The 23,529-nt window shown below is 65.9% G+C and carries 20 protein-coding genes; 12 read left to right on the forward strand and 8 right to left on the reverse strand.

Features of this window, described 5'->3' with window-relative positions; translation table 11 throughout:
• Positions 1-21 precede the first annotated feature (21 nt).
• The gene (locus tag ASE59_RS01270) at positions 22-1,596 is read left to right on the forward strand and encodes a long-chain fatty acid--CoA ligase (RefSeq protein ID WP_056451167.1); all 1,575 of its coding nucleotides are present in this window, start codon (positions 22-24) and stop codon (positions 1,594-1,596) included.
• 62 nt (positions 1,597-1,658) lie between these two features.
• Here the strand turns inward: ASE59_RS01270 and ASE59_RS01275 are convergent, their stop codons facing one another.
• On the reverse strand, positions 1,659-2,876 hold the full coding sequence (locus tag ASE59_RS01275; protein WP_056451170.1) for a TetR/AcrR family transcriptional regulator: 1,218 nt from the start codon (positions 2,874-2,876) through the stop codon (positions 1,659-1,661).
• A 132-nt stretch (positions 2,877-3,008) separates the two neighbouring features.
• Here ASE59_RS01275 and ASE59_RS01280 point away from each other — a divergent pair, with 132 nt between their 5' ends.
• The 4 genes from ASE59_RS01280 to ASE59_RS01295 are packed head-to-tail and all read left to right on the forward strand — an operon-like array spanning position 3,009 to position 7,184.
• Complete coding sequence (locus tag ASE59_RS01280; RefSeq protein ID WP_056451173.1) at positions 3,009-4,253, forward strand: acyl-CoA dehydrogenase family protein; 1,245 nt, start codon at positions 3,009-3,011, stop codon at positions 4,251-4,253.
• Between the two features lies 1 nt (position 4,254).
• Positions 4,255-5,250: a phosphotransferase family protein gene (locus ASE59_RS01285; RefSeq protein ID WP_235515598.1), complete on the forward strand. Its 996-nt coding sequence runs from the start codon at positions 4,255-4,257 to the stop codon at positions 5,248-5,250.
• A complete protein-coding gene (locus ASE59_RS01290; protein ID WP_082458004.1) occupies positions 5,250-6,044 on the forward strand; it encodes an SDR family NAD(P)-dependent oxidoreductase in 795 nt (264 codons plus the stop codon). The genes ASE59_RS01285 and ASE59_RS01290 overlap by 1 nt, the downstream gene beginning before the upstream one ends.
• 60 nt (positions 6,045-6,104) lie before the next feature.
• Positions 6,105-7,184, forward strand: coding sequence for a catalase family protein (locus tag ASE59_RS01295; RefSeq protein ID WP_321163208.1), 1,080 nt, complete (start codon positions 6,105-6,107; stop codon positions 7,182-7,184).
• A 5-nt stretch (positions 7,185-7,189) separates the two neighbouring features.
• Here ASE59_RS01295 and ASE59_RS01300 read toward each other — a convergent pair whose 3' ends face one another.
• Genes ASE59_RS01300 through ASE59_RS01315 form a run of 4 tightly spaced genes read right to left on the reverse strand, consistent with a single transcriptional unit; the run spans position 7,190 to position 12,407 of the window.
• The gene (locus tag ASE59_RS01300) at positions 7,190-8,062 is read right to left on the reverse strand and encodes an acyl-CoA thioesterase (RefSeq protein ID WP_200913137.1); all 873 of its coding nucleotides are present in this window, start codon (positions 8,060-8,062) and stop codon (positions 7,190-7,192) included.
• On the reverse strand, positions 8,062-9,189 hold the full coding sequence (locus ASE59_RS01305) for an acyl-CoA dehydrogenase family protein (protein WP_056451184.1): 1,128 nt from the start codon (positions 9,187-9,189) through the stop codon (positions 8,062-8,064). Before ASE59_RS01305 ends, ASE59_RS01300 begins: the two co-directional genes overlap by 1 nt.
• An 18-nt stretch (positions 9,190-9,207) precedes the next feature.
• Positions 9,208-10,386, reverse strand: a complete 1,179-nt coding sequence (locus tag ASE59_RS01310; RefSeq protein WP_056451187.1) for an acyl-CoA dehydrogenase family protein — start codon at positions 10,384-10,386, stop codon at positions 9,208-9,210.
• On the reverse strand, positions 10,383-12,407 hold the full coding sequence (locus ASE59_RS01315) for a 3-hydroxyacyl-CoA dehydrogenase NAD-binding domain-containing protein (RefSeq protein WP_156359817.1): 2,025 nt from the start codon (positions 12,405-12,407) through the stop codon (positions 10,383-10,385). The genes ASE59_RS01310 and ASE59_RS01315 overlap by 4 nt, the downstream gene beginning before the upstream one ends.
• A 209-nt stretch (positions 12,408-12,616) precedes the next feature.
• Between ASE59_RS01315 and ASE59_RS01320 the strand changes: the two genes are divergently transcribed.
• From ASE59_RS01320 to ASE59_RS01340, 5 genes are all read left to right on the forward strand, one after another.
• The gene (locus ASE59_RS01320; protein WP_056452643.1) at positions 12,617-14,326 is read left to right on the forward strand and encodes a class I adenylate-forming enzyme family protein; all 1,710 of its coding nucleotides are present in this window, start codon (positions 12,617-12,619) and stop codon (positions 14,324-14,326) included.
• Between the two features lie 378 nt (positions 14,327-14,704).
• On the forward strand, positions 14,705-16,561 hold the full coding sequence (locus tag ASE59_RS01325; RefSeq protein WP_056451193.1) for an ABC-F family ATP-binding cassette domain-containing protein: 1,857 nt from the start codon (positions 14,705-14,707) through the stop codon (positions 16,559-16,561).
• 385 nt (positions 16,562-16,946) lie between these two features.
• Positions 16,947-18,587, forward strand: coding sequence for a DNA polymerase III subunit gamma/tau (locus tag ASE59_RS01330; protein WP_056451196.1), 1,641 nt, complete (start codon positions 16,947-16,949; stop codon positions 18,585-18,587).
• Entirely contained in the window at positions 18,584-18,907 is a 324-nt protein-coding gene (locus ASE59_RS01335; RefSeq protein ID WP_056401092.1) for a YbaB/EbfC family nucleoid-associated protein, read from the forward strand. The genes ASE59_RS01330 and ASE59_RS01335 overlap by 4 nt, the downstream gene beginning before the upstream one ends.
• Positions 18,908-18,980: 73 nt before the next feature.
• The gene (locus ASE59_RS01340; RefSeq protein WP_056451199.1) at positions 18,981-19,229 is read left to right on the forward strand and encodes a hypothetical protein; all 249 of its coding nucleotides are present in this window, start codon (positions 18,981-18,983) and stop codon (positions 19,227-19,229) included.
• A 180-nt stretch (positions 19,230-19,409) separates the two neighbouring features.
• Here the strand turns inward: ASE59_RS01340 and mtgA are convergent, their stop codons facing one another.
• The 3 genes from mtgA to ASE59_RS01355 all read right to left on the reverse strand — a co-directional run bounded on the left by mtgA (position 19,410) and on the right by ASE59_RS01355 (position 22,309).
• Positions 19,410-20,144 carry a monofunctional biosynthetic peptidoglycan transglycosylase gene (gene mtgA, locus ASE59_RS01345; protein WP_082458005.1) on the reverse strand — a complete coding sequence of 245 codons (735 nt, stop codon included), beginning with the start codon at positions 20,142-20,144 and terminating at the stop codon, positions 19,410-19,412.
• 253 nt (positions 20,145-20,397) lie between these two features.
• On the reverse strand, positions 20,398-21,303 hold the full coding sequence (rpoH, locus tag ASE59_RS01350; RefSeq protein ID WP_055761109.1) for an RNA polymerase sigma factor RpoH: 906 nt from the start codon (positions 21,301-21,303) through the stop codon (positions 20,398-20,400).
• Between the two features lie 52 nt (positions 21,304-21,355).
• A complete protein-coding gene (locus ASE59_RS01355; RefSeq protein WP_056451201.1) occupies positions 21,356-22,309 on the reverse strand; it encodes an RluA family pseudouridine synthase in 954 nt (317 codons plus the stop codon).
• Between the two features lie 17 nt (positions 22,310-22,326).
• On the opposite strand from ASE59_RS01355, the gene ASE59_RS01360 reads away from it, so the two are divergent.
• Positions 22,327-22,821, forward strand: coding sequence for a M67 family metallopeptidase (locus tag ASE59_RS01360; protein ID WP_082458006.1), 495 nt, complete (start codon positions 22,327-22,329; stop codon positions 22,819-22,821).
• Positions 22,818-23,456 carry a histidine phosphotransferase family protein gene (locus ASE59_RS01365; protein WP_056451203.1) on the forward strand — a complete coding sequence of 213 codons (639 nt, stop codon included), beginning with the start codon at positions 22,818-22,820 and terminating at the stop codon, positions 23,454-23,456. Before ASE59_RS01360 ends, ASE59_RS01365 begins: the two co-directional genes overlap by 4 nt.
• The last annotated feature ends 73 nt before the right edge of the window (positions 23,457-23,529 follow it).

The raw sequence follows: 23,529 nt of genomic DNA on the forward strand, positions 1-23,529 counted from the left end.
AGAGTGCGCGTGCTGGGCGGAATGCAGGATTTCGAACTTCGAGTACCCCGGTTGCTCGATCATGCCGAGCGCGAGCATGGGGCTCGGGAGGTCGTCACCCGCTGGGCGAATGGCGGCGAGACGCGGACGAATTGGGCGGGGATCGCGCGCGACGCGCGGCGGCTGGCGCAGGCGCTGGAGCGGTTGGGAATCCGGCCCGGCGACCGGGTCGCGACGATGGCGATGAACCACGCGCATCACCTGATCGCCTGGTATGGCGTGATCGGGATGGGCGGGATCATCCACACGATCAACCCGCGGCTATTCGACGACCAGCTGGCCTATATCGCCGACCATGCCGGCGACCGGGTGCTGTTCTACGACGCGGTGTTCGCGCCGATCATCGAGCGGATGAAGCCGCGCCTGTCGGGGATCGAGCATTTCATCGTTATGGATGGGAATGGTCCGGACTCTTTCGCTGCGCTGATCGCGCCCGAAACCGGCGACTACGTGTGGGTCGAGGGTGACGAGCGCGACCATTGCATGATCTGCTATACCAGCGGCACGACCGGCGATCCCAAGGGCGTGATCTATTCGCACCGATCGAACGTGCTGCACGCCATCGCCGAGTTGCAACCCGACGAGTTCGACCTGTCGCAGCGGGCGGTGTGCCTGCCGGTGGTGCCGATGTTCCACGCGGTCGGCTGGGGCCTGCCCTTCGCCGCGCCGGCGGTGGGGGCGAAGATCGTGTTCTCGGCGGTCAACGAACCGGCGGTGTTGTGCGACCTGATGAACCGCGAGCGGGTGACCCATTCGGCGGGCGTGCCGACGGTATGGTTCGCGATGTTCCAATATATGGACGCGACGGGGGCCGCGCCCGAACATCTGAAGGTCGTGACGATCGGCGGATCGGCGGCCCCGCGCGCGATGATCGAGCGGATCATGCGGATGGGGGTGCGCGTCAACCATGCATGGGGCATGACCGAAACCTCGCCGATCGGAACGATGGGCGCACCGGGGGCCGACTGGGACGATCTGAGCTTCGACCAGCGGGTCGATCAGGTGTGCCGGCAGGGCAAGGTGCCGTTCGGCGTCGAACTGCGCACCGTCGATGGGGACGGTGCGGTGTTGCCCCGCGACGGCGCGACGTCAGGCCAGTTGCAGGTGCGAGGGCCGTGGGTCCTCAAACGCTATTTCCGCGACGAAACCGACGATGCACTGACGGCGGACGGCTGGTTCGACACCGGCGACGTGGCGATGCTGCACCCCGACGGGACGATGCAGATCACCGATCGGGCCAAGGACGTCATCAAATCGGGCGGCGAATGGATCAGCTCGGTCGATCTGGAGAATGCCGCGGTCGGCTGCCCGGGCGTGGCGGAGGCGGCGGCGATCGGCGTACCACATCCGCGCTGGGACGAACGGCCGGTGCTGCTGGTGGTGCAGCAGCCGGGCGCGGAGGTGGCGGCGGACGGCGTGCTGGCGCATCTGGCGACGAAGGTCGCGAAATGGTGGCTCCCCGACCGGGTGATCTTCGTCGACGCGCTGCCACACAGCGCGACGGGAAAGTTGAAGAAGGCGGCCTTGCGCGAGCAATATCGGGAGGTGTTGGGGTAGGCATCGCGCTATGCCGACGTGTTCGGTCAAATACGCCTATGCCGTTGCGCGCCTAGTCGCACCTATACCACCGGCTCCGCAAACAAGCCCGTCATCACCGTCGACGCATAAAAGCCGACCGCCCGTTCGCGCGGCATGGTCGCGGCCCAGCCGCGCATGTCGAAGGCGGCATTCTGCAACGCCATCACCGCCTGCGCGGCGATCAGCGGGTCGACGGGGCGCAGCGAGCCTTCGGCGATGCCGTCGCTGATCGTGCCGGCGAAGCGGCGGGCGATGCGGTTGGAGCGGTCGACCATTGCCTGGCGTACGGTGGTCGGCAGGCCGGACAGCGCGGTGGTGCGCAGCAGCGGTCCCTGTTCGGTGAACTGTGCGTCGATCAGCATCGCCAGCGTGCTCGACAGGCGCTGCCAATGGCTGCCGCCATCGCGGTCGGCGGCGCGCTGTGCGGCGCCGATCGTGTCGAAGCTGCGCCGGTAGCAGGCGATGACCAGATCGTCCTTGGCATCGAGATGATGGTAGAACGACCCCTTCGTCACGTTCAGTTCGGACGCAATCCGCTGGACCGAGGCGCCGCGATAGCCGAGTTCGTTGATGAGCCGGGTGGCGGCGCGCAGGAAGGCATCGCGCGCTGGTTCGGCATCGGCCTGTTCGGGCGCGAGCGGACGCGGCGTCCAGCGCTGTCCGGGGCCGGCGAGACCATGCTGGAATACGTCCATCAACCGCGCCTCGACCCGGTCATATTGGTCGGGTTCGTAGCGGTCGAGCCAGACGGTCAGCCAGAAACAGTTTTCCAGCAGGACATGGGCGCGGGCGCTCTGGATATCCTTTGTCGTGCGGTCGGCGGGGTCGCCCCATAGGGTGCGCGTCTTGCGGAACACGTCGCGCCAGCCCGACAGGAGGCGCGCCTTGAACGGGTCTTCCATCGCGCGCAGGTCGGACAGCATGGCGACGGGGCGTTCCTCGCCCGCTTCGATCCGGCGCTGCCGATCGAAATGGATCGATAGGAATTTGGCGACGCGGGCCTGCGGCGTAGGTTCGCGCAGCGCTTCGTCGAGCGACGCCTGCAGCCAGTCGAGCGTGTGGTCGAATGCGGCGGCGGCAAGGTCTTCCTTGCGCTTGAAATAATAGGTGACGCTGGTGGTGTTCAGTCCGACCCGGCGGGCGACATCGGCGAAGGTCATGCCCTTCGCGCTGGCTTCGTTGATCGCCTCCGCCGCCGCCGCGAGGATGGCGTCGCGTTTGGCGCGGTAGCGCTTGGTGGCCCCGTTGGTCGTCGTCATGGATGTGACCCTAGCAGATCGGGTGTGGACCCCAAGCGCATTTTTCGCACCGATCCGCGACGTCATCGGCGCTTTACCGAATATGCGGTATGGCATAGACCGGCAAAAACAGGTTGCAGCGGGAGACGGAGTTTGGACTTTTCGCTAAGCGAGCGCGAAACCCATTGGCGCGACCGCGTGACCGCGTTTCTGACCGAGCATGTCGCGCCCGCCGACCACGACTATCACGCGCAAGTGGCGAGCGGGAATCGCTGGGCGCCGGTCGCGATGCTGGAGCCGCTGAAGGAACGGGCGCGGGCGGCGGGGTTGTGGAACCTGTTCATGCCGCCTCATTCGGGCGCGCCGATGGTCGATGACAGCTTTGCGTTCGAGGGGACGCAGCTGTCGAACCTAGAATATGCGCTGTGCGCCGAGGCGATGGGGCGGTGGCATTGGGCGAGCGAGGTGTTTAACTGCTCGGCGCCCGACACCGGCAATATGGAGGTGCTGCACCGCTATGGCACCGCTGAACAGAAAGAGGCGTGGCTGAGGCCATTAATGGCGGGCACGATCCGCTCCGCCTTCCTGATGACCGAGCCGGCGGTGGCGTCGTCGGATGCGACGAATATCGAGACGCGGATCGTGCGTGACGGCGACGATTATGTGATCGACGGGCGCAAATGGTGGTCGTCGGGGACCGGCGATCCGCGCTGCAAGGTCGCGATCGTGATGGGCAAGACCGACCCGGACGCGCCGCGCCACCGGCAGCAGAGCATGATTTTGGTGCCGATGGACACGCCGGGCGTGCGGATCGAACGGATGTTGCCGGTCTATGGCTATGACCATGCCCCGCATGGCCATGGCGAAGTGGTGCTGGACAAGGTGCGGGTACCGGCCGGCAACCTGCTGCTGGGCGAGGGGCGCGGGTTCGAGATCGCGCAGGGGCGGCTGGGACCGGGGCGCATCCATCATTGCATGCGGACGATCGGGGTGGCCGAAATGGCACTGGAGGCGATGGCGAAGCGGCTGCAATCGCGGGTCGCGTTCGGCAAGAAGATCGCCGACCATTCGATCTGGGAACAGCGGGTCGCACGCGCGCGGATCGATATCGAGATGACGCGGCTGCTGTGCCTGAAGGCTGCCGACATGATGGACCGCGCGGGTAACAAGGCGGCGCAGGGCGAAATCGCGATGATCAAGGTGCAGGCGCCGACCATGGCGCTGGGGATCCTCGACGATGCGATTCAGGCGCATGGCGGGGGCGGGGTGTCGGAGGACTTTCCGCTGGCCGCCGCTTGGGCCGGTGTCCGGACGCTGCGCTTTGCCGATGGGCCGGACGAAGTGCACAACCGGGCGATCGCCCGTGCCGAATTCGCGCGGGTGTCCGGTGGGCGGTGAGGTGGATATCGATCTCGACCGACTGACCGCGTGGCTGGGTGAAGCACCGGTCGCGGTGACGCGCTATCCGGGCGGACAGAGCAATCCAACCTATCGGGTGGACGTGGCGCGTGGCTCCTACGTGCTGCGGCGCAAGCCGTTCGGCGTGCTGCTGCCCAGCGCCCATGCGATCGAGCGCGAATATCGGCTGATCGCGGCGCTGCATCCGACGGGCTATCCGGTGCCGCGACCGGTGGCGTTGTGCGAGGATGCCGGGGTGATCGGGGCGCCCTTCTATCTGATGGAGCGGGTCGCGGGGCGCACGATCTGGAACGGGGCGATGCCCGAACTCTCCCCGAACGAACGGCGTGCGCATTACTTGGCGATGGTCGATGCGCTGGCGGCGCTCCACGCCATCGATCCGGTGGCGGTGGGACTTGGCGACTATGGCAAGCCCGGCAATTATTTCGAGCGGCAGGTGGCGCGCTGGACGCGGCAATATCGCGCGAGCCAGACCGACGATCTGGTGGATGTCGAGCGAATGATCGAATGGTTGCCGCGCACGGTGCCGGCGCAGGATCGGGTGGCGATCGTCCATGGCGATTACCGGATCGACAATCTGATCTTTGCCGAGGGCGGGGCGCAGGTCGCGGCGGTACTCGATTGGGAACTGTCGACGCTGGGCGATCCGCTGGCCGATTTCACCTATCTGCTGATGAACTGGATGACGCAGCCCGATGGACGGTCGGGCATTGCGGGCCTGAGTGGCGGGGACAGCGGCATTCCGACGATGGAGGAGGTCGTTGCCCGCTATCGCACGGCGACGGCGCGCGACGGTGTGCCGGGGCTGGATTGGTATTTCGCGTACAATCTCTTTCGCCTGGCCGGGATCGTGCAGGGGATCAAGCAGCGGGTGCGCGACGGCAATGCGTCGAGCGCACAGGCGGCGCGAATGGCCGAACGGGTGCCCGAACTGGCGGCGGCGGCGTGGCACTTTGCGGAACAGGCGGGGGCGTGATGCGGTTTGCGGGAAAGTCGGTGCTGGTCACCGGGGCGGGATCGGGGATCGGGCGTGCCTGTGCGCTGGCCTTTGCACGTGAAGGCGCTGGCGTCGTCTGTGGCGACCGGAGCGAGGCGGACGCGACGGTTGCGCTGATAGAAGGGGCAGGCGGTCGGGCGGTCGCCTGTACGATGGATGCCGGCGCTGACGCGGACGTTGCGGCGGCGGTGGTCCTGGCGGTCGATCGGTTCGGCGGGATCGATATCGTCCATGCCAATGCCGGCATTTCGGGTGGACTGGACGGGCTGTTCGAGCAATCCGCCGAGGACTGGGCCGAGATATTGCGCGTCAACCTGATCGGACCGTTTCTGGCGATCCGGCACGCCGCACCGATAATGGCGGCGGCGGGCGGGGGGACGATCGTGTGCACCGCCAGCGTCGCCGGGCTGCGATCGGGGGCGGGCGGGGCGGCCTATTCGGCGTCGAAGGCCGGCGTCATCAACCTGGTCCAGACCGCTGCGCAGCAATTGTCGGGGTCGGGGGTGCGGGTGAATGCGGTATGCCCGGGGCTGATCGAGACCGGCATGACGGCGATGGTCTACGACCATGCCCGCCAGTCGGGGAAGGAAGCGCGGATCGGCCGGCTCAACCCGTTGCGACGTGGTGGCGAGGCGGAGGAGATTGCCGGCGTCGTCCTGTTCCTCGCCTCGGGTGAGGCGAGCTATGTCAACGGACAGGCTTGGGTGGTCGATGGCGGACTGTCGTCGAGCCATCCGTTCACGCGCCAGGACTATGGGCGTACCGCCGTGTAAGTTGCCGGAACGAATGGCGGCTACCGCGCTTGTCGTTGTGAAAACGAGGAGTTGCTGGACATGACCGACATGCTGAAACCACCGGTGCGCTACTCTGCCGCGCTCGAACATCCCGCGGCGGACGAGGCGGAGACGGTCGCCGAGATGGAGCAGGCGTTTGACACGATCCTGACGACCACCTCGAAGGATTATGGCAAGGCGGTGCGCGCGGTCCACGCCAAGTCGCATGGCATATTGAAGGCCGAATTGAGCGTCCACGACGACCTGCCGCCCGAACTGGCGCAGGGGCTGTTCGCTGCACCGGGCGTCTATCCGGTGTGGATGCGGTTTTCGACCAATCCCGGCGATATCCTCGACGATGCGATCGGCCTGCCGCGCGGTCTCGCTTGGAAGGTGATGGGGGTCGAGGGCGAACGCCTGCCCGGAGCGGGTGGGCGGACGCAGGATTTCGTCATGGTCAACGCACCCGCCTTTGCCGCGCCCACGCCGGAGAAGTTCGCCGGCAACCTGAAGCTGCTGGCAAAAACCACCGACAAGGCGGAGTGGGCGAAGAAGGCGCTGTCTTATGTCCTGCGCGGGGCCGAGGCGGCGTTGGAGGCGGTCGGCACCGAGAGCACGTTGCTGAAGACGATGGGTGGGTCGAAGAACGTCCATCCGCTGGGCGAGACCTATTTCTCGGCGACGCCGTTCCGCCATGGGGCCTATGTCGCGAAATATCAGGTTGTGCCGGTATCGCCCGATCTGACTGCGCTGACCGATGTGGTGGTCGATACCAACGGTCGACCAGACGCGATCCGCGAGGACTTGCAGGCGTCAGCGAAAAACGTGCGCGGTGAGTGGGAAGTGCGGGTGCAGTTGCTGCGCGAACCCGAAGCACAGCCGATCGAGGATGCGGCGACGCCGTGGCCCGAGGACGTCAGCCCGTATCTGACCGTGGCGACGCTGCGCTGCGATCCGCAGGACAGCTGGGCGGCGGAAAAAGTGGCCGAAGTCGACGAGGGGTTGCGGTTCAGCGTGTGGACCGGGCTGGCGGCGCATCAACCTTTGGGTGGCGTCAACCGCGTGCGCAAGCCGGTGTACGACCATTCGGCGCAGTATCGCGAGCGGTTCAACGGGTGTCCGCTGCACGAGCCGGGGTGAGAAGGCTATCCCCTTACCCGCACCAACCCTTCCTGCGCGACACTTGCCACCAGCCCTCCGTCGCGCGCGAAGATTCTACCGCGGTTGAATCCCCGCGCATGGCCTGCCCATGGGCTGTCGGTTGTGTAGAGCAGCCAGTCATCGGCGCGGAACGGTTCATGCAGCCATAGCGCGTGATCGAGGCTGGCGGTCTGTACCTGGTCCATCATCCAGTGGACGCCGTGGGGGAGCATGCAGGTGCCGAGGAGCATCATGTCGCTGGCATAGGCAAGTATTGCACGGTGCAGCGTCGCGTCGTCGCCGAGCGGTGCGACGGCGCGGAACCAGCAATTCTGGAACGGCGCGCAGGGGCTCGGGTCGACCAGATGGTCGGCCTCGACCGGGCGGATTTCGATCGGGCGGGCGCGGAGGAACAGGCGGCGGAACTTGTCGGGAATGTGATCCTGCATCGCTTCGCGCAACTCCCGATCGGATCGCAGCGCCTCGGGTGGGGGCACGTCGGGCATCGCGTCCTGATGCATCATGCCTTCCTCGGGCAACTGGAACGACGCCGCCATGTTGAGGATCGCCTGCCCCCGCTGCATCGCGATCACGCGGGCATTGGCGAAGCTGCGGCCGGTAAAGTCGCGGACGACGCGGTAGATGATCGGATGCTGTTCGTCGCCCGGCCGCAGAAAATAGGCGTGGAGCGAATGCGCGATCTTCGCCCCGCCGATCGAGCGTTGTGCCGCCTGCAGTGCCTGTCCGATCACCTGTCCGCCGAACACGCGGCCGACCCCGCCGGGATTGCGGGCGCCGCGATAGAGATCGGTATCGATCTCCTCGATATCGAGCAGCTCGACCAGCCCCGCGACCAGATCAGCGGGCGTCGGCTCCATCAATAGCCTCCGATCCGGGCGATGCGGTCGCTGTGATAGCCGATATCGCCGAACATTTCGGTCAGCACGCGGGCGCGCTTCATGAAGAAGCCGATGTCCGCATCGTCGGTCATGCCAATGCCGCCATGCATCTGCACCGCTTCCTGTACCGCCAGCATCGACGCCATGCCGGCCATCGCCTTGGCGACCGAGACGGCGGTGTCGGCGTCTGCCGCTTCTTCGTCGAGCAGTTGCTGCGCCTTCAGCACCGCCGCGCGGGCGACCTCCAGTTCGGAATAGAGATGCGCGGCGCGGTGTTGCAGTGCCTGGAAACTGCCGATGGTCTGGCCAAATTGCTTGCGCTGGCGAAGGTAGTCGAGCGTGCGCGTCGCCGCGCCTTCGCCGACACCGAGCGACTCTGCTGCCGCGCCGGACCGCGCGGCGGCGAGCAGGCGGTTCAGCACGGTGCGACCGTCGTCGACGCTGCCAATGACCGCATCGCCATCAACCTCGACATTGTCGAACGTCAGTCGGGCGGCGATGCTGCTGTCGGTCAGGCGGCGGGGGTCTGCGGTCAGGCCGGGGGTATCGGCGGCGAGCGCGAACAGGGTCACGCCTTCGGTATCCGTGTGGCTGCCGGCGGTGCGCGCGGCTACCACGATCAGGTCGGCGACATGGCCGTGGGCAACGAACTGCTTTGTGCCGGACAGGCGGAAGCCGTTGCCCGAACGTTCGGCGGGCATCGCGATGGCGTCGCCATGCTTGGCGCGCTCGTCGATCGCGAGGGCGGCAATGGTTTCGCCGGCAGCGATGCGCGGCAACCAGTTCTGGCCGGCGCTTGTGCCCGACAGCGCGGCGACGGCGGCGACCGAGGTGGTGAGGAAGGGGGAAGGCGACAGGTTGCGGCCGATCTCCTCCAGCACGATGCCGGCCTCGACATGGCCGAGGCCGAGGCCACCGGCGCTTTCGGGCACCATCATGCCGGTGAAGCCCATCTCGGCGAACTTGGCCCACAGGCCGCGATCGAAGCCGGTCGGATCGTCGGCATCGCGTAAGGAACGCAGGTGCGCGACCGGGGCGGCTTCACCCAGAAACTCGCGGGCGGTATCGGCGAGCATCGTCTGATCTTCGTTCAGAAACAGGGGCATGGCTGGTGTTCCTGACAGTTATTGCAGCGGCAGGTCGAGGATGCGGCGGGCGATGATGTTGAGCTGAATTTCGGACGTGCCGCCCTCGATCGAATTCGCCTTGGTCCGCAGCCACGCGCGCGCCGCCGCGCCGTGATCGCTGTCGGCGCTTTCCCATTCGAGCGCGTCCGAACCGCCTGCCGCCATCAGCAATTCGTGACGGGTCTTGTTCAGTTCGGTGCCGGCATATTTCATCATGCTGGGCTGCGCGGGATGGGCGTGGCCGGCCTTCAGTTCGTCGCGGAAGCGTTCGGACATGGCGGCAAAGGCGCGGGCGCGGACGTCGAAGTTGGCGATGGCGGACCGCAGCATCGGGTCGGCGAGGCGGCCGGCATCGTCGGTGCCGATCGTCTCGATGGCCTTTGCGATCAACGGCCCGTTGCCGGTGGACCCCATGCCCGAAATCATCTCGCGCTCATGGCCGAGCAGGTATTTGGCGACGTCCCAGCCCTTGTTCAGTTCGCCGACCAGATTGGCCTTGGGCACGCGAACATCGTCGAAAAAGGTCTCGCAGAAGGGCGAGTTGCCGGAAATCAGCTTGATCGGGCGGGTGGTGACGCCGGGCGACGCCATGTCGAACAGCAGGAAGCTGATCCCGCCCTGTTTTGTCGAGCGGTCGGTGCGGACGAGGCAGAAGATCCAGTCGGCTTTGTCGGCATAGCTGGTCCATACCTTCTGTCCGTTGACGATGAAGTCGTCGCCATCGGCGACCGCGCTGGTCTGTAGCCCCGCGAGGTCGGACCCGGCACCGGGTTCGCTATAGCCCTGACACCAGCGGATTTCGCCGCGAGCGATTTTCGGCAAATGCTCGTGCTTCTGTTCCTCGGTCCCGTACTTCAGTAGCGCCGGGCCGAGCATCGAGATACCGAACGAATAGAGCGGGTTGCGGGCGTTTATTGCCGCCATTTCCTCGCGCAATATCTTGGCTTCGGCCGGCGACAGGCCGCCGCCGCCATAGGCGGTCGGCCAGTCGGGGACGGTCCAGCCGCGCGCCGCCATCCGGTCGAGCCACAGCTTCTGATCCGGGTTGGCGTAGGTCGGATTGCGGCCACCCCAGGTCACGTCCTTGTCGGAACGGACCGGCTCACGCATCGATGGCGGGCAATTCGCCTCCAGCCATGCGCGGGTGTCGGCGCGGAACTGCGCGAGGTCGGTCATTTGTTGAACCGGCCGCTGGTCTCTGCCTTCTCGCGCAGCAGCGGGGCAACGTCGAACCCGTGCTTTTCGAGACCGGCGACGATCTTCTTCGCGCCCTCGATATCGGCCCAGAACATCGGGCCACCGCGATAGGGCGGCCAGCCATAGCCATAGATCCAGACGACATCGATATCGGACGCGCGCTGTGCCTTGCCCTCCGACAGGATCTTCGCGCCCTCGTTGACGATCGGGTAGAGGGTGCGCTCGACGATCTCCTGATCGGTGATCTCGCGTTGCGGGGTGTTGGTCCGCTCACGGAACTCATCGATGATCTCGGCGACGCGGGCGCTGTTCGATGCCTGCCGCTTGTCGTCGTAATCGTAGAAGCCGGCACCTTTCTTCTGGCCCCAGCGACCTTCGGCGGCGAGGGCGTCGCGGATATTCTCGATGCGCGAGGGATCGCGGTGCCAGCCGATGTCGACGCCGGCAAGGTCGGCCATCTGGAACGGCCCCATCGGCATGCCGAATTCGACATGGACGCGGTCGACCTGCTCAGGAGTGGCACCCTCCATCAACAGCTTCATTGCCTCGACCTGACGCGGTTCCAGCATCCGGTTGCCGATGAAGCCGTGACAGACGCCGGCGACCACCGCGACCTTGCGGATCTTCTTCGACAGCGCCATCGCCGTCGCCAGCACATCGTCGGCGGTCGCATCACCGCGTACGATCTCCAGCAGTTTCATGATGTTCGCGGGCGAGAAGAAGTGGAGGCCGAGCACGTCCTGCGGGCGCTTGGTCGCGGCGGCGATAACGTTGACGTCGAGATAGCTGGTGTTCGATGCGAGGATCGCGCCGGGTTTACAGATCGCGTCGAGCTTGCCGAAAATGTCCTGCTTTACCGACATTTCCTCATACACCGCCTCGATCACCAGATCGACATCGGCGAGGTCGTTCAGCGACAGGCTGGGGGTTAGCAGGCCCATCGCCTGCTCGACCTGTTCGGGCTTCATCCGGCCCTTGGCGGCAGTCGCTTCATAATTCTTGCGGATGATGCCGACGCCGCGGTCGAGCGCGTCCTGCTGCATCTCGACGATCGTGACGGGGATGCCGGCCGACAGGAAGTTCATGGCGATGCCGCCGCCCATCGTGCCCGCGCCGATCACGCCGATGTGCTTGATCGGGCGCAGGGCGATGTCGTCGTCGATGCCGTCGATCTTCGACGCCTTGCGTTCCGCGAAGAAGATGTGCCGCTGTGCCGCCGACTGGACGGAGAACATCAGCTTCATGAATTGCTGCCGCTCGAACTCGATCCCCTCGGCAAAGGGGGTTTCGCTGGCCTTCACCACGCAGGCGACGTTGGCGGCGGGTGCTTCATAGCCACGGAAGCGGCGGGCATTGGCCTTTTCGAAGGCGGCGACCGCTTCGGGGTCGGGCGAAACCGACTTTTCGGACGTGCGCGGAAGGGGGCGGATATCGGCGACTTCGCGGGCGAAGGCGATGGCTTCCTCCAGCAGATTGCCTTCGGCGGCGAGGCGGTCGACGATACCGGCGTCCTTGGCTTTGCTGGCCGGGATCGGATCGCCCTTCGCGACCAATTCAAGTGCGACCGCGACCCCGGCGAGGCGGGGCAGGCGCTGCGTGCCGCCGGCGCCGGGGAGCAGGCCGAGCTTCACCTCGGGCGTGCCGAGCTTCGCGCTGGGGACGGCGATGCGGTAATGGCTGCCGATCGCGACCTCGCACCCGCCGCCAAGGGCGGTGCCGTGGATCGCAGCGACGACCGGCTTGTCCGAAGCCTCGATCATGTCGACCAGTTGCGGCAGGAGCGGTTCGACCGGCGGCTTGGTGAATTCGGTGATGTCGGCGCCGGCGAAGAAGGTCTTGCCGGCGCAGGCGATGACGATGGCACGGACCGAGTCGTCGGCCGCCGCTTCCTCGATCGCGGCCTTCAGCCCCAGCCGGACCGAGGCAGACAATGCGTTGACCGGCGGGTTGTCGGCCATCGCCACGAGGATGTCGCCATGACGTTCGGTGCTCACGGACATGTTCGGTCCTTCTCCAGCTTTTGCCATACCGGTCCTTCTAAACCGGCACGTGTTCGGCGCATTCTATTGCCTTTGACGGATAGATAATCAATAACAACCTGCATGGAAGCGACCTATCGGGCAAACCCGATATTCTAGGGTCGGCGAACGGGAGCGGTGTCTTGCAGGCAGGCGAAGCGACGATTTCCATTGGGGGCGATTGGCCGCGCATGTCGATGGCGCAGGTACAGGCGGCGCTGACCGCGCCGGGCGCACCGTTCGAAATGGCGACCGAGACGATCCGCGGCGTGCCGACGCGCATTTGGAAGAATGCACCGGCGAACCTTGCGCAACTGGTCGCCCTTTCGCGCAGTCATGGTGAGCGGCTGGCGACGGTCCATGAGGATCAGCGGGTGACCTACGAGGCGCAGTATCGCGCCATCGCGACGCTGGCGAAGCACCTTCAGGACAGCGGCATCGGCAAGGGCGACCGGGTGGCGCTGGCGATGCGCAACATGCCGGAATGGCCGGTCGCCTTCTTCGCGATCGTCGCAATCGGGGCGATCTGCGTGCCGTTGAACGCTTGGTGGAGCCCGCAGGAACTGGCGTTCGGCGTGACCGATTCGGGGGCGAAGATGCTGATCGTCGATCGGCAGCGGCACGACCGGTTGGGCGGCGATTACGGCGCGATGCCGGCGCTGGAGAGCGTGATCGTGGCGCGGGCGCGCGAGCCGTTGACCGCGCCGGCCAGGGCGCTGGAGAAGGTGATCGGCGGTTGCGCGGACTATGCGACGCTGCCCGACGTCGCGCTGCCCGACGTCGCGCTGCCCGAGGTAGCGATCGCGCCCGAGGACGATGCGACGATCTTCTATACCAGCGGCACGACCGGGAAGCCCAAGGGGGCGCTGGGCACGCATCGCAATCTGTGCACCAATATCTTCTCTAGCGCCTATATCGCGGCGCGGGCGCAGTTGCGGCGGGGCGAGATGCCGCCGCCCGCGCCGCAGCCCAAGGTCGGACTGCTGGTCATCCCGTTCTTCCATGTGACCGCGTGCAGCGCGTCGCTGATGGGGGCGATGGCGAGCGGGACGACGCTGGTGCTGATGCGCAAATGGGATACGGCGCAGGCGCTGGCGCTGATCCAGCGCGAGCGGGTGCAGGTGACCGGCGGGGTGCCGACGATCGCGTGGCAGTTGCTGGAGCATCCCGACCGCGACCAGTACGACCTGTCGTCGCTGGAGGTCGTCCAATATGGCGGCGCGCCGTCCGCGCCCGATCTGGTGCGGCGGATCCACGATGTGTTCGGCGCGATGCCGGGCAATGGCTGGGGCATGACCGAGACGATGGCGACCGTCACCCAGCACAGCGCCGAGGAGTATCTGAACCGCCCGACCAGTTGCGGGCCGCCGGTACCGGTCGCCGATCTGAAGATCATGTCGCCCTATGGTATCAGCGAACTGCCTGTGGGCGAGGTCGGCGAATTATGGGCGCGCGGGCCGATGATCGTGAAGGGCTATTGGAATTGCCCGGAGGCGACCGCCGAGACGTTCGTCGACGGATGGGTCCGTACCGGCGACCTGGCGCGGCTGGACGAGGAGGGGTTCTGCTTCATCGTCGACCGCGCCAAGGACATCATCATCCGCGGCGGCGAGAACATCTATTCGATCGAGGTCGAGGATGTACTGTACGCCCACCCCGCGGTCACCGATGCGGCGCTGGTCGGGATGCCCGACCGGGTGCTGGGCGAGGTGCCGGTGGCGGTGGTGCATCTGTGCCCCGGCTGCGCGGCCAGCGAGGGGGAATTGCAGGCGTTCGTCCGTGCGCGGCTTGCGGGGTTCAAGGTGCCGGTGGCGGTGCGCTTTTCCGACACGGTGCTGCCGCGCAACGCTAACGGGAAGATCGTGAAAAGCGAGTTACGGCAGATGTTTGCGGCGGCTTGAGCAGGCCAAAGTTCACTAAGTTCACACTTTCGGGTTTGTGCAGTTGTTGCGAGCGGGTTGCAGGAGGCGGCTACTCCTCCCCTCCCTAATAAGAGCTTCGGGTCGGTCATGTCCCCGGCATGAGCTAAACAGTGCGGGGCACTGTTTACTCGAAGCTGGGTCGGCCTGCGGGGGAACGTCACCTCAACCAAGCGGCCTACCCACCCCCAACCCCTCCCTTGCCAGGGAGGGGAGCTGTTTCGCCCGGCAGTGAAACCGACATGTCAAAGAGCGGGCGTGCGGTGCGGCCGGGGCGGATGTTGCGCCCGCGCGGGGCTGTAGGACAGCCGTTCCGCCACGCCCTTCGCAAACGCGGCGGAAAATGCTAGGCGCGCGGCCATGCTCAATCTGAACGGTATCACGGTGCGCCTTGGCGGGCGGACGATCCTCGACAATGCCAGTGCGGCGCTGCCTCCGGGGAGCCGCGTCGGGCTGATCGGCCGCAACGGCGCGGGCAAGTCGACGCTGGTGCGGGTGATTGCCGGGCAGCTGGAACCGGATAATGGCGTGGCGGAGATGCCGCGTGGCAGTCGCCTCGGCTATGTCGCGCAGGAAGCGCCCGCCGGACAGGCGACGCCGTTCGACACGGTGCTGGAGGCCGATGTCGAGCGCGCACGGCTGATGCACGACGCCGAGACGGTGACCGATCCCGACCGGCTGGGCGATATCCATGAGCGGCTGCTGGCGATCGACGCGTACGGCGCGCCGGCGCGGGCGGCGCGGATTCTGGTCGGGCTGGGCTTCGACGAAGAGATGCAGCAGCGCCCGCTGGAAAGCTATTCGGGCGGCTGGCGGATGCGCGTCGCGCTGGCGGCGTTGCTGTTCAGCCAGCCCGACGTGCTGCTGCTCGACGAACCGTCGAACCACCTCGATCTCGAAGCAGTGATGTGGCTCGAGGATTTCCTGAAAGGATATAAGGCGACGATCGTCGTCGTCAGCCACGAACGCGATTTCCTGAACAACGTCGTCGACCATATCCTGCACCTGCATCAGGGCAAGATCACGCTGTATCCCGGCGGTTACGACGCGTTCGAGAAGCAGCGCGCCGAGCGGCTGGCGCAACTGGAAGCAGCGCGCGTCAATCAGGCGGCGCAGCGGGCCAAGCTGCAGGAATATGTCGCGAAGAACTCGGCGCGCGCCTCGACCGCCAAGCAGGCGCAGTCGCGGTTGAAGATCCTTGCCAAGATGAAGCCGATCGCGGCGATGGCCGAGGACCCCAGCCTGTCGTTCGACTTTCCCGATCCCGACGAACTGCGCCCGCCGCTGATCACGCTCGACATGGCGAGCGTCGGCTATGGCGAGACGCCGATCCTCAAGCGGTTGAACCTGCGCATCGATCCCGAGGATCGCATCGCGCTGCTGGGCCGCAACGGCAACGGCAAGACGACGCTGGCGCGGCTGCTGGCAGCACAACTGGCGCCGATGGACGGCGACATGAACGCCGCGGGCAAGATGAAGGTCGGATACTTCACCCAGTATCAGGTGGAGGAGCTGAGCACCGACGACACGCCGCTGGAGCATATGACGCGCCAGATGAAGGGCGCGTCGCCGGCCGCCGTCCGGGCGCAGCTGGGCCGGTTCGGTTTTTCGGGCGACAAGGCGATCACGCTGGTCGGCAAGCTGTCGGGCGGCGAGCGGGCGCGGCTGGCGCTGGCGCTGATTACCCGGGATGCGCCGCACATGCTGATCCTCGACGAACCGACCAACCACTTGGACGTCGATGCGCGTGAGGCGCTGGTGCAGGCGCTCAACGCCTATACGGGCTGCGTGCTGCTAGTCAGCCACGACCGCCACATGCTGGAGGCGACGGCCGACCGGCTGGTGCTGGTCGATGAGGGGACCGCGAAGGAGTTCGACGGGACGATCGACGATTATATCGCGCTGATCCTCGGCAATTCGGCGAAGGAAAAGGCCGCCAAGGCCAACAAGAAGAACGACCGCAAGGCCGCCGCCGAAGCGCGCGAAAAGGCGCAGGTGCTGAAGAAGGATGCGCAAGCGATCGAACGCGATCTGGCGCGGCTGACCGAACAGCGTGACGCGCTGGACGCGGCGATGGCGGGGAATGCGATCCCGGCGCTGGCCAAGCTGACTATGGCGCAGTTGATGAAGCGCCGCGCTAGTTTGGATACCGAGATCGAGGTGGCGGAGACGAAGTGGATGGAGGCGAACGAGGCGTTGGAGGCTTTGGCGGCGTAGAGGGCCTTCCGGTCTGTTACGATAGCATTTTAAAATTGTGATGGCAGCTCAGGCATGGCACCCTGCTTTGCGATCATAACAAGAATGTCTTGGAGATGCGTGTGGCGATCTTCAAATATTTCTGTTCCGGCATCGGTCTCGCCTTGATTGTCTATATGCTTACATCGATATTGTTTGGGCGGCATTTATCAACCGCAATACTATTAGCATTGGTGGCTGTCAGTGCCGGTACCGCCAAGGGTTTTGACCGCAGGCCGTTGCGATAGGCCGAAAATTTAGCGTTGTTCCGATTGAAGGAACATGCGACCGTGGGGTATCAGTAGCTCGCTGACATTGGCATGGATGGTACGCGACACCGCCGCCGCCACCCGCTAAGACACCCCCAATGTCCGACTCTCTCCTCGCCCTCGACATGCCCGAACAGCCTGCCGCCGCGCAGCCGTATCGCGTGCTCGCGCGCAAATATCGGCCGCAGACGTTCAGCCAGTTGATCGGGCAGGATGCGATGGTCACGACGCTCGGCAATGCGATCAAGCGCGGTCGCCTTGCCCATGCGTTTCTGCTGACCGGGGTGCGCGGGGTCGGCAAGACCTCGACCGCGCGACTGATCGCGAAGGCGCTGAACTGTATCGGACCGGATGGGCAGGGCGGGCCGACGATCGATCCGTGCGGGGTGTGCGAACCGTGCCGGGCGATTGCCGAGGGGCGGCATATCGACGTGATCGAGATCGACGCCGCGTCGAACAATGGCGTCGACAGCGTGCGCGAGATGACCGAAGCGGTGCGCTATGCGGCGGTGTCGGCGCGCTTCAAGATCTACATCATCGACGAAGTGCACATGATGTCGACGCCGGCGTTCAATGCGCTGTTGAAGACGCTCGAAGAGCCGCCCGCGCACGTCAAATTCCTGCTGGCGACGACCGAGGTCCACAAGGTGCCGGTGACGGTCCTGTCGCGCTGCCAGCGCTTCGACCTGCGGCGGATTCCCGCCGACCTGCTGGCCGGGCATTTTGCGCATGTCGTCGAGGCGGAGGGCGTCGAGGCCGAGCCGGAGGCGCTGCAACTGATCGCGCGCGCGGCCGAAGGGTCGGCGCGCGACGGGCTGTCGATCCTCGACCAGGCGATCGCGCATGGCGGGCTGGAGGGCGAGGGCGTGCGCGCCGATGCGGTGCGGCAGATGCTGGGCCTGTCGGATCGCGGGGCGATCCGGGGGCTGTTCGACCTGCTGCTCAAGGCGGATGCGGCGGGGGCGCTACGGGCGTTGCGCGGGCAATATGATCTGGGCGTCGATCCGGCGGCGGTGCTGCGGACGTTGCTCGAAACCGTGCATGCTGTGACGATCGTCAAGGTCGGCGGCGATCGCGGACCGGGCCAGTCGGCCGAGGAGCGCGCGGCGTTCGATGCGTGGAGCGCGCTGTCGTTTCCGATGCTGCATCGGTTGTGGCAGTTGCTGCTGAAGGGGCATGAGGAAGTGTCGCGGGCGGCGCTGCCGATCGAGGCGTGCGAGATGGCGTTGCTGCGCATCGTCCATGCATCGTTGCTGCCCGATCCGGGCACGCTGGCGAAGCAACTGGCGGCGGGGCAGGTGCCGGCGATGGCCCCTGCTTCGGCTCCTTCCGCCCCGGCGGCGGCAGAGGTCGCGGTCGACCCGGTGCCCGAGACGATGGAGCAGGTCGCGAACCTCTTGTCGAAACATGGCCGCCATTCGCTGGAGGCACAATTTCGTAATTGCGCGCGAATGATCCGGCTGGAGCCGCAGCTGATCGAACTGAGCGGATCGCGGCCCTTGCCCGCCGACTTCGCGCGCGATCTCGAGAATGCGCTCAAAGGGATCACCGGCAGCCATTGGCGCGTTCTGATCGGCGAGGGGGCGGGAGCGCCTACCTTGCGCGAGCAGGAAACGGCCAAGGCGGATTCGGAACGCGAACAGGTTTTGCAATCACCGCTGGTACAGGCGGCGTTACAGGCGTTTCCGGACGCCACCCTCGATCATTGGCAACGCAGCGACGGGAGTATCGCGCGATGAAGAATCTCGACGACATCATGGCCATGGCGCAGAATGTGCAAAGCGAACTGACCAAGGCGCAGGCGAACCTCGACACGATCGAGGTCGACGGACAATCGGGCGGCGGGCTGGTGAAGGTCCGGGCTTCGGCCAAGGGACGCATCCTGGGCGTCGATATCGACGATTCGCTGTTGCAACCGTCGGAAAAGCAGATGCTCGAAGACCTGATCGTCGCGGCGTTCAACGATGCGCGCGCAAAGGCGGATGCGGCGAGTTCGACCGAAATGTCGAAGCTGACCAGCGGCCTGCCGCTGCCACCGGGGTTCAAGCTGCCGTTCTGACGGCTTCGGAACGCTGCTGGAACAAGCGGTTCGGCGGACGGTTCTTGGGCGATCCCCTGTTGGAGATCGTCCCATGGACCATGATCGTGTCGAAACCACCACCAATGGCGCGCCGCATACCGTGATCGTCGAACGGCGCGGATCGGGTGGGGGGCTGTTGATCGGGCTTGCCGTGCTGATCGCGGTCATCGTCGGCGCCTATTTCCTGTTGAACAACGCCAATAACGATACGGCGCGGACGAATGCGGTCACGTCGGCCGCGAAGAGCGTCGGGTCGGCGGCGGATAAGGCGGGCGATGCGGTCGAGAAGGCTGTGAAGTAAGCCTTCGTTGCCCTGCTAGTTTTTTTGTAATCCCGGCACAGGTTGGGGTGACGTTACCCGCTTCGTCATTCCGGCGGAGGCCGGAATCCGTGGATACGAACGGTTCGTCGAAGCCGCCGGCGTTTCGTTACCATGGATCCCGGCTTCCGCCGAGATGACGGCGTAGACCGAGCGAACTGTTCAATTCAAACAGCGGTCCAGCCCTTCGCGGCGGACGATGCCGATGCGGCGTTCGATCGTGCGGGCGTAGCGGCGGGTGAAGCCGGCGGGCGCGATGCCGGCGCGCTTCTTGGGCAGAGGCAGGACGGCGGCGATCTGCGCAGCTTCGCGGCCAGACAGTTTCGCGGCACTGTGCTTGAAGTAACGTTGCGACCCCGCCTCGACGCCGTAGGTGCCGATGCCGGTTTCGGCGACGTTGAGATAGACCTCCATGATCCGCCGCTTTCCCCAAAGCGCTTCGATCAGGACGGTGAAATACGCTTCCATCGCTTTGCGGAAATAGCCGCCGCCCTGCCAGAGGAACACGTTCTTTGCGGTCTGTTGGCTGATGGTCGAGCCGCCACGGATACGGCCACCTTGTGCGTTGCGGCGGGCGGCGTTGGCGATGGCGGCATAGTCGAAGCCGTTGTGACCGCAGAAGCGGCTGTCCTCCGCGGCGATCATGGCGCGGGGCATGTCGGCGTCGATGTTCGACAGGCTGCGCCACGATTTGGTGACGCCGTGTCCGGTCGGCACGTCGCCAAGCATGGTCAGGGTGATCGGCGGGGGCACGAAGCGGAGCAGCAATACCCACAGCACCGACAGGACGATGAAGCCCAGCACGGCCTTGATCGCCCAGCCGAGGATGCGTCGGCCCCATTCGCGCGTGGCAGCGGGTTTGGGGCGGCGGGGGCGTTGGGTGGTGCGGGCGGCCATGGTGGCTCGCTACGCTGGGGTGAGGGGTTTGGGCAAGGGGACGTTATGTCCGCGCGGGCTGAACCTCCGCGCAGCGGCGGGAGGGGCGCCACTTGCTGCCTTAGTCTTCGCCGGGACGATGTTTGGGGTGGCTGGGCCCTGGCGCGGGAGTTGCGGCAGGAGCCTCGGGCGGCATGGGTTATGGATCCCGGCCTTCGCCGGGATGACGATGGGGGTGGGGCGGCGGTTCGGGCCGCCGCCACCCCCGGTTGCGTCAGACCGCGGCCAGCATCCGGCGGTCGCCGGCTAGGCGCATCATTGCCTTTTGCAGCTTTTCGAACGCCCGCACCTCGATCTGGCGGACGCGTTCGCGGCTGACGCCGTAGACCTGCGAGAGTTCCTCCAGCGTCTTGGGATCGTCGGTCAGGCGGCGTTCGGTCAGGATGTGCTTCTCGCGATCGTTGAGGTCGTCCATCGCCTCGACCAGCATGCCGTGGCGGACATCCGCCTCCTGCGCCTCGGCGACGACTGAGTCCTGCAACGGGCTGTCGTCGGCCAGCCAGTCCTGCCACTGGCTCTCGCCATCCTCGCGCATGGGGACGTTGAGCGACGTGTCGCCGCCCATCGCCATGCGGCGGTTCATCGACGTCACTTCGTCCTCGGTTACGCCGAGGTCGGTCGCGATCTTGGCGAGGTGCTCAGGCGAAAGGTCGCCGTCCTCGAATGCGTCGAGCTTCGACTTCATCCGGCGCAGGTTGAAGAACAGCTTCTTCTGCGCGGCGGTGGTGCCCATCTTTACCAGCGACCACGAACGCAGGATGAATTCCTGGATCGAGGCGCGGATCCACCACATTGCATAGGTGGCGAGGCGGAAGCCGCGATCGGGTTCGAATTTCTTCACGCCCTGCATCAGCCCGATGTTCCCCTCGGAAATCAGTTCGCTGACTGGGAGGCCGTAGCCGCGATAACCCATCGCGATCTTGGCGACGAGACGCAGGTGCGAAGTGACCAGCTGGGCCGCAGCCTCCGGATCGCCATGTTCCTGAAACCGCTTGGCGAGCATATATTCCTGCTCAGGCGCGAGGATCGGGAACTTGCGGATTTCGGAGAGATAGCGGTTGAGGCTCGCCTCGCCGCCAAGCGCCGGGATCGTCGCCGGGACGTTGCTGCCAGTTGCCATCGTCAAAACTCCCTTTGTCGTGGGCATTGCCGCAACGCGGCATCGCCTGAACCTATACGTGAAGATGATCCAACAGTTCCTGCATGTCTGCCGGAAGATCGCTATCAAACGCCAAAGCGTTCTTTGTCACCGGATGAATGAACCCGAGATGTGCGGCGTGCAACGCCTGTCGCCGGAAATCGAGCGTTTCGAGTTCGGCCCGGAGCGCCGGTTTCCGCCCGGCATAGACCGGGTCGCCGAGCAGCGGATGACCGATCGATGCCATGTGCACCCGGACCTGATGCGTCCGCCCCGTCTCCAGCCGGCATTCGATCAACGACGCCTGCCGAAGTTGGCGAAGTTTACGCCAATGAGTGATGGCGTGTTTCGCGGTGGGTGAGCGGACGATCGCCATCTTCTTGCGATCATTGGGGGAACGCGCCAGCGGTGCGTCCACCGTTCCTGCCGAAGTTGACACCAAACCCGCCGCGATCGCCAAATAGCGGCGGTCGATGCTGTGATCCTTGAACTGACGCGCCAGCCCTTCGTGCGCCACATCGCTCTTGGCGACGACCAACAGCCCCGACGTATCCTTGTCGATGCGGTGGACGATTCCCGGCCGCGCGACACCGCCGATGCCCGAGAGCTTGCCCGCGCAGTGATGGAGCAAGGCGTTGACCAGCGTCCCGTCCAGATTGCCGGCGGCGGGATGCACGACCAGTCCGGCGGGTTTGTCGACGACGATCAGGTGATCGTCCTCATAGGCGACGACCAGTGGAATATCCTGCGCCACGGTGTCGAGTGGCACCGCCGCCGGCACGGTGATGACGAAATGCTGCCCTGCCGTCACCTTCCGCTTGGCATCCGATACCGGACCGTCGGGACCGGCGACGTGACCGGCGGCCAGCAATCCCTTGATCCGTTCGCGCGACAGGTTGGTCACGACCTCGGCCAGTGCCTTGTCGATCCGCAGCCCGTGCGCTGCATCGGTGATGCGCGCCTCTATCGTGGAAACCCCCCGGTCCATTGCCTACAAAGATGGGAATGAAGGTCAGTTTTACAAGCGAAACGATCCGCGCGGTGCTGTGCGAGGCGGCGGCAAGTGCGCACGAAGTTTGCGGATTGTTGCGCGGCACGGGCGATCGGATCGAGCGCGCCGAACCGGCCCGCAACGTCGCCGCCGATTCCGCCCGCCATTTCGAGATCGACCCGGCGGCACTTCTGAACGCCTATCGCGAGGCACGGAACGGCGGGGCGGCGGTCCTCGGCTGGTATCATTCGCATCCGAGCGGCAGCGCCGATCCGTCGGCGACCGATGCGGCGCAGGCGGCGGCGGACGGGCGACTGTGGCTGATTGTCGGAGGCGGTACCGCACGGCTGTGGCAGGCGGTCGCGAACGGCGAACGGCACGGCCGATTCGACCCCGTTTCCTTCGACGTCATCGGTGCCGGCCACGTTGAAAAAAGCTGCCGGGCAGTGCACATGGACGCCAGCGGCCGGACGATGACGTTCACCGCAGCGCAGGGATCGCCGCTTTGAACATCAGCCCAGCCGAATTCGCCAGCCTGATGTGTTCGCGATTGTGCCATGATCTGCTCAGCCCGGTCGGGGCACTCAACAACGGCCTGGAACTGCTGGCCGACGAGACCGATCCCGACATGCGCGCCCGCTGTCTGGAACTGTTGACCGACAGCGCGCGGGCATCGGCGAACAAGCTGAAATTCTTTCGCCTCGCATTCGGCGCGGCCGGTGGCTTCGGCGATTCGATCGATACGCGCGAAGCCCGTGCGGCGCTGGAAGGGCTGTTCGGCGACCATCACAAGGTGAAGCTCGGCTGGATGGTGGAGGCGCCGTCGCTGCCCAAGCCGGCAGTGAAGGTGTTGCTGAACCTCGCGCTGATCGCGGGTGACGCGCTGGTACGCGGCGGGCAGCTGGACGTCGGGGCGGAGGTCACGGCGAACGGTATCGATATCGCGGTGCGGGGCGATGGGCCGCGCATCGTGCTGGATGCCGAATTGCGCGGGGCGCTGCTGGGTGATGCGGCAATGATGACGCCGCGCGCGGCGGCGGCGTGCCTTGCGCGCGAACTGGTCGAACAGGGTGGCGGGACGTTGCAGGTGTCACCGAGCGATTCGCCGGTGCTGCTGTTCGGGGCGTCGTTCGCGGGGCGGTGATCGGGTGGTGCGTGTGGTTGGCGAAGCGTTCTTTCGCGGGCCGACCCACCCTCGGCCCCTCCCTTGTCAGGGA

Source organism: Sphingomonas sp. Leaf10, from assembly GCF_001421245.1.
Lineage (GTDB): Bacteria > Pseudomonadota > Alphaproteobacteria > Sphingomonadales > Sphingomonadaceae > Sphingomonas.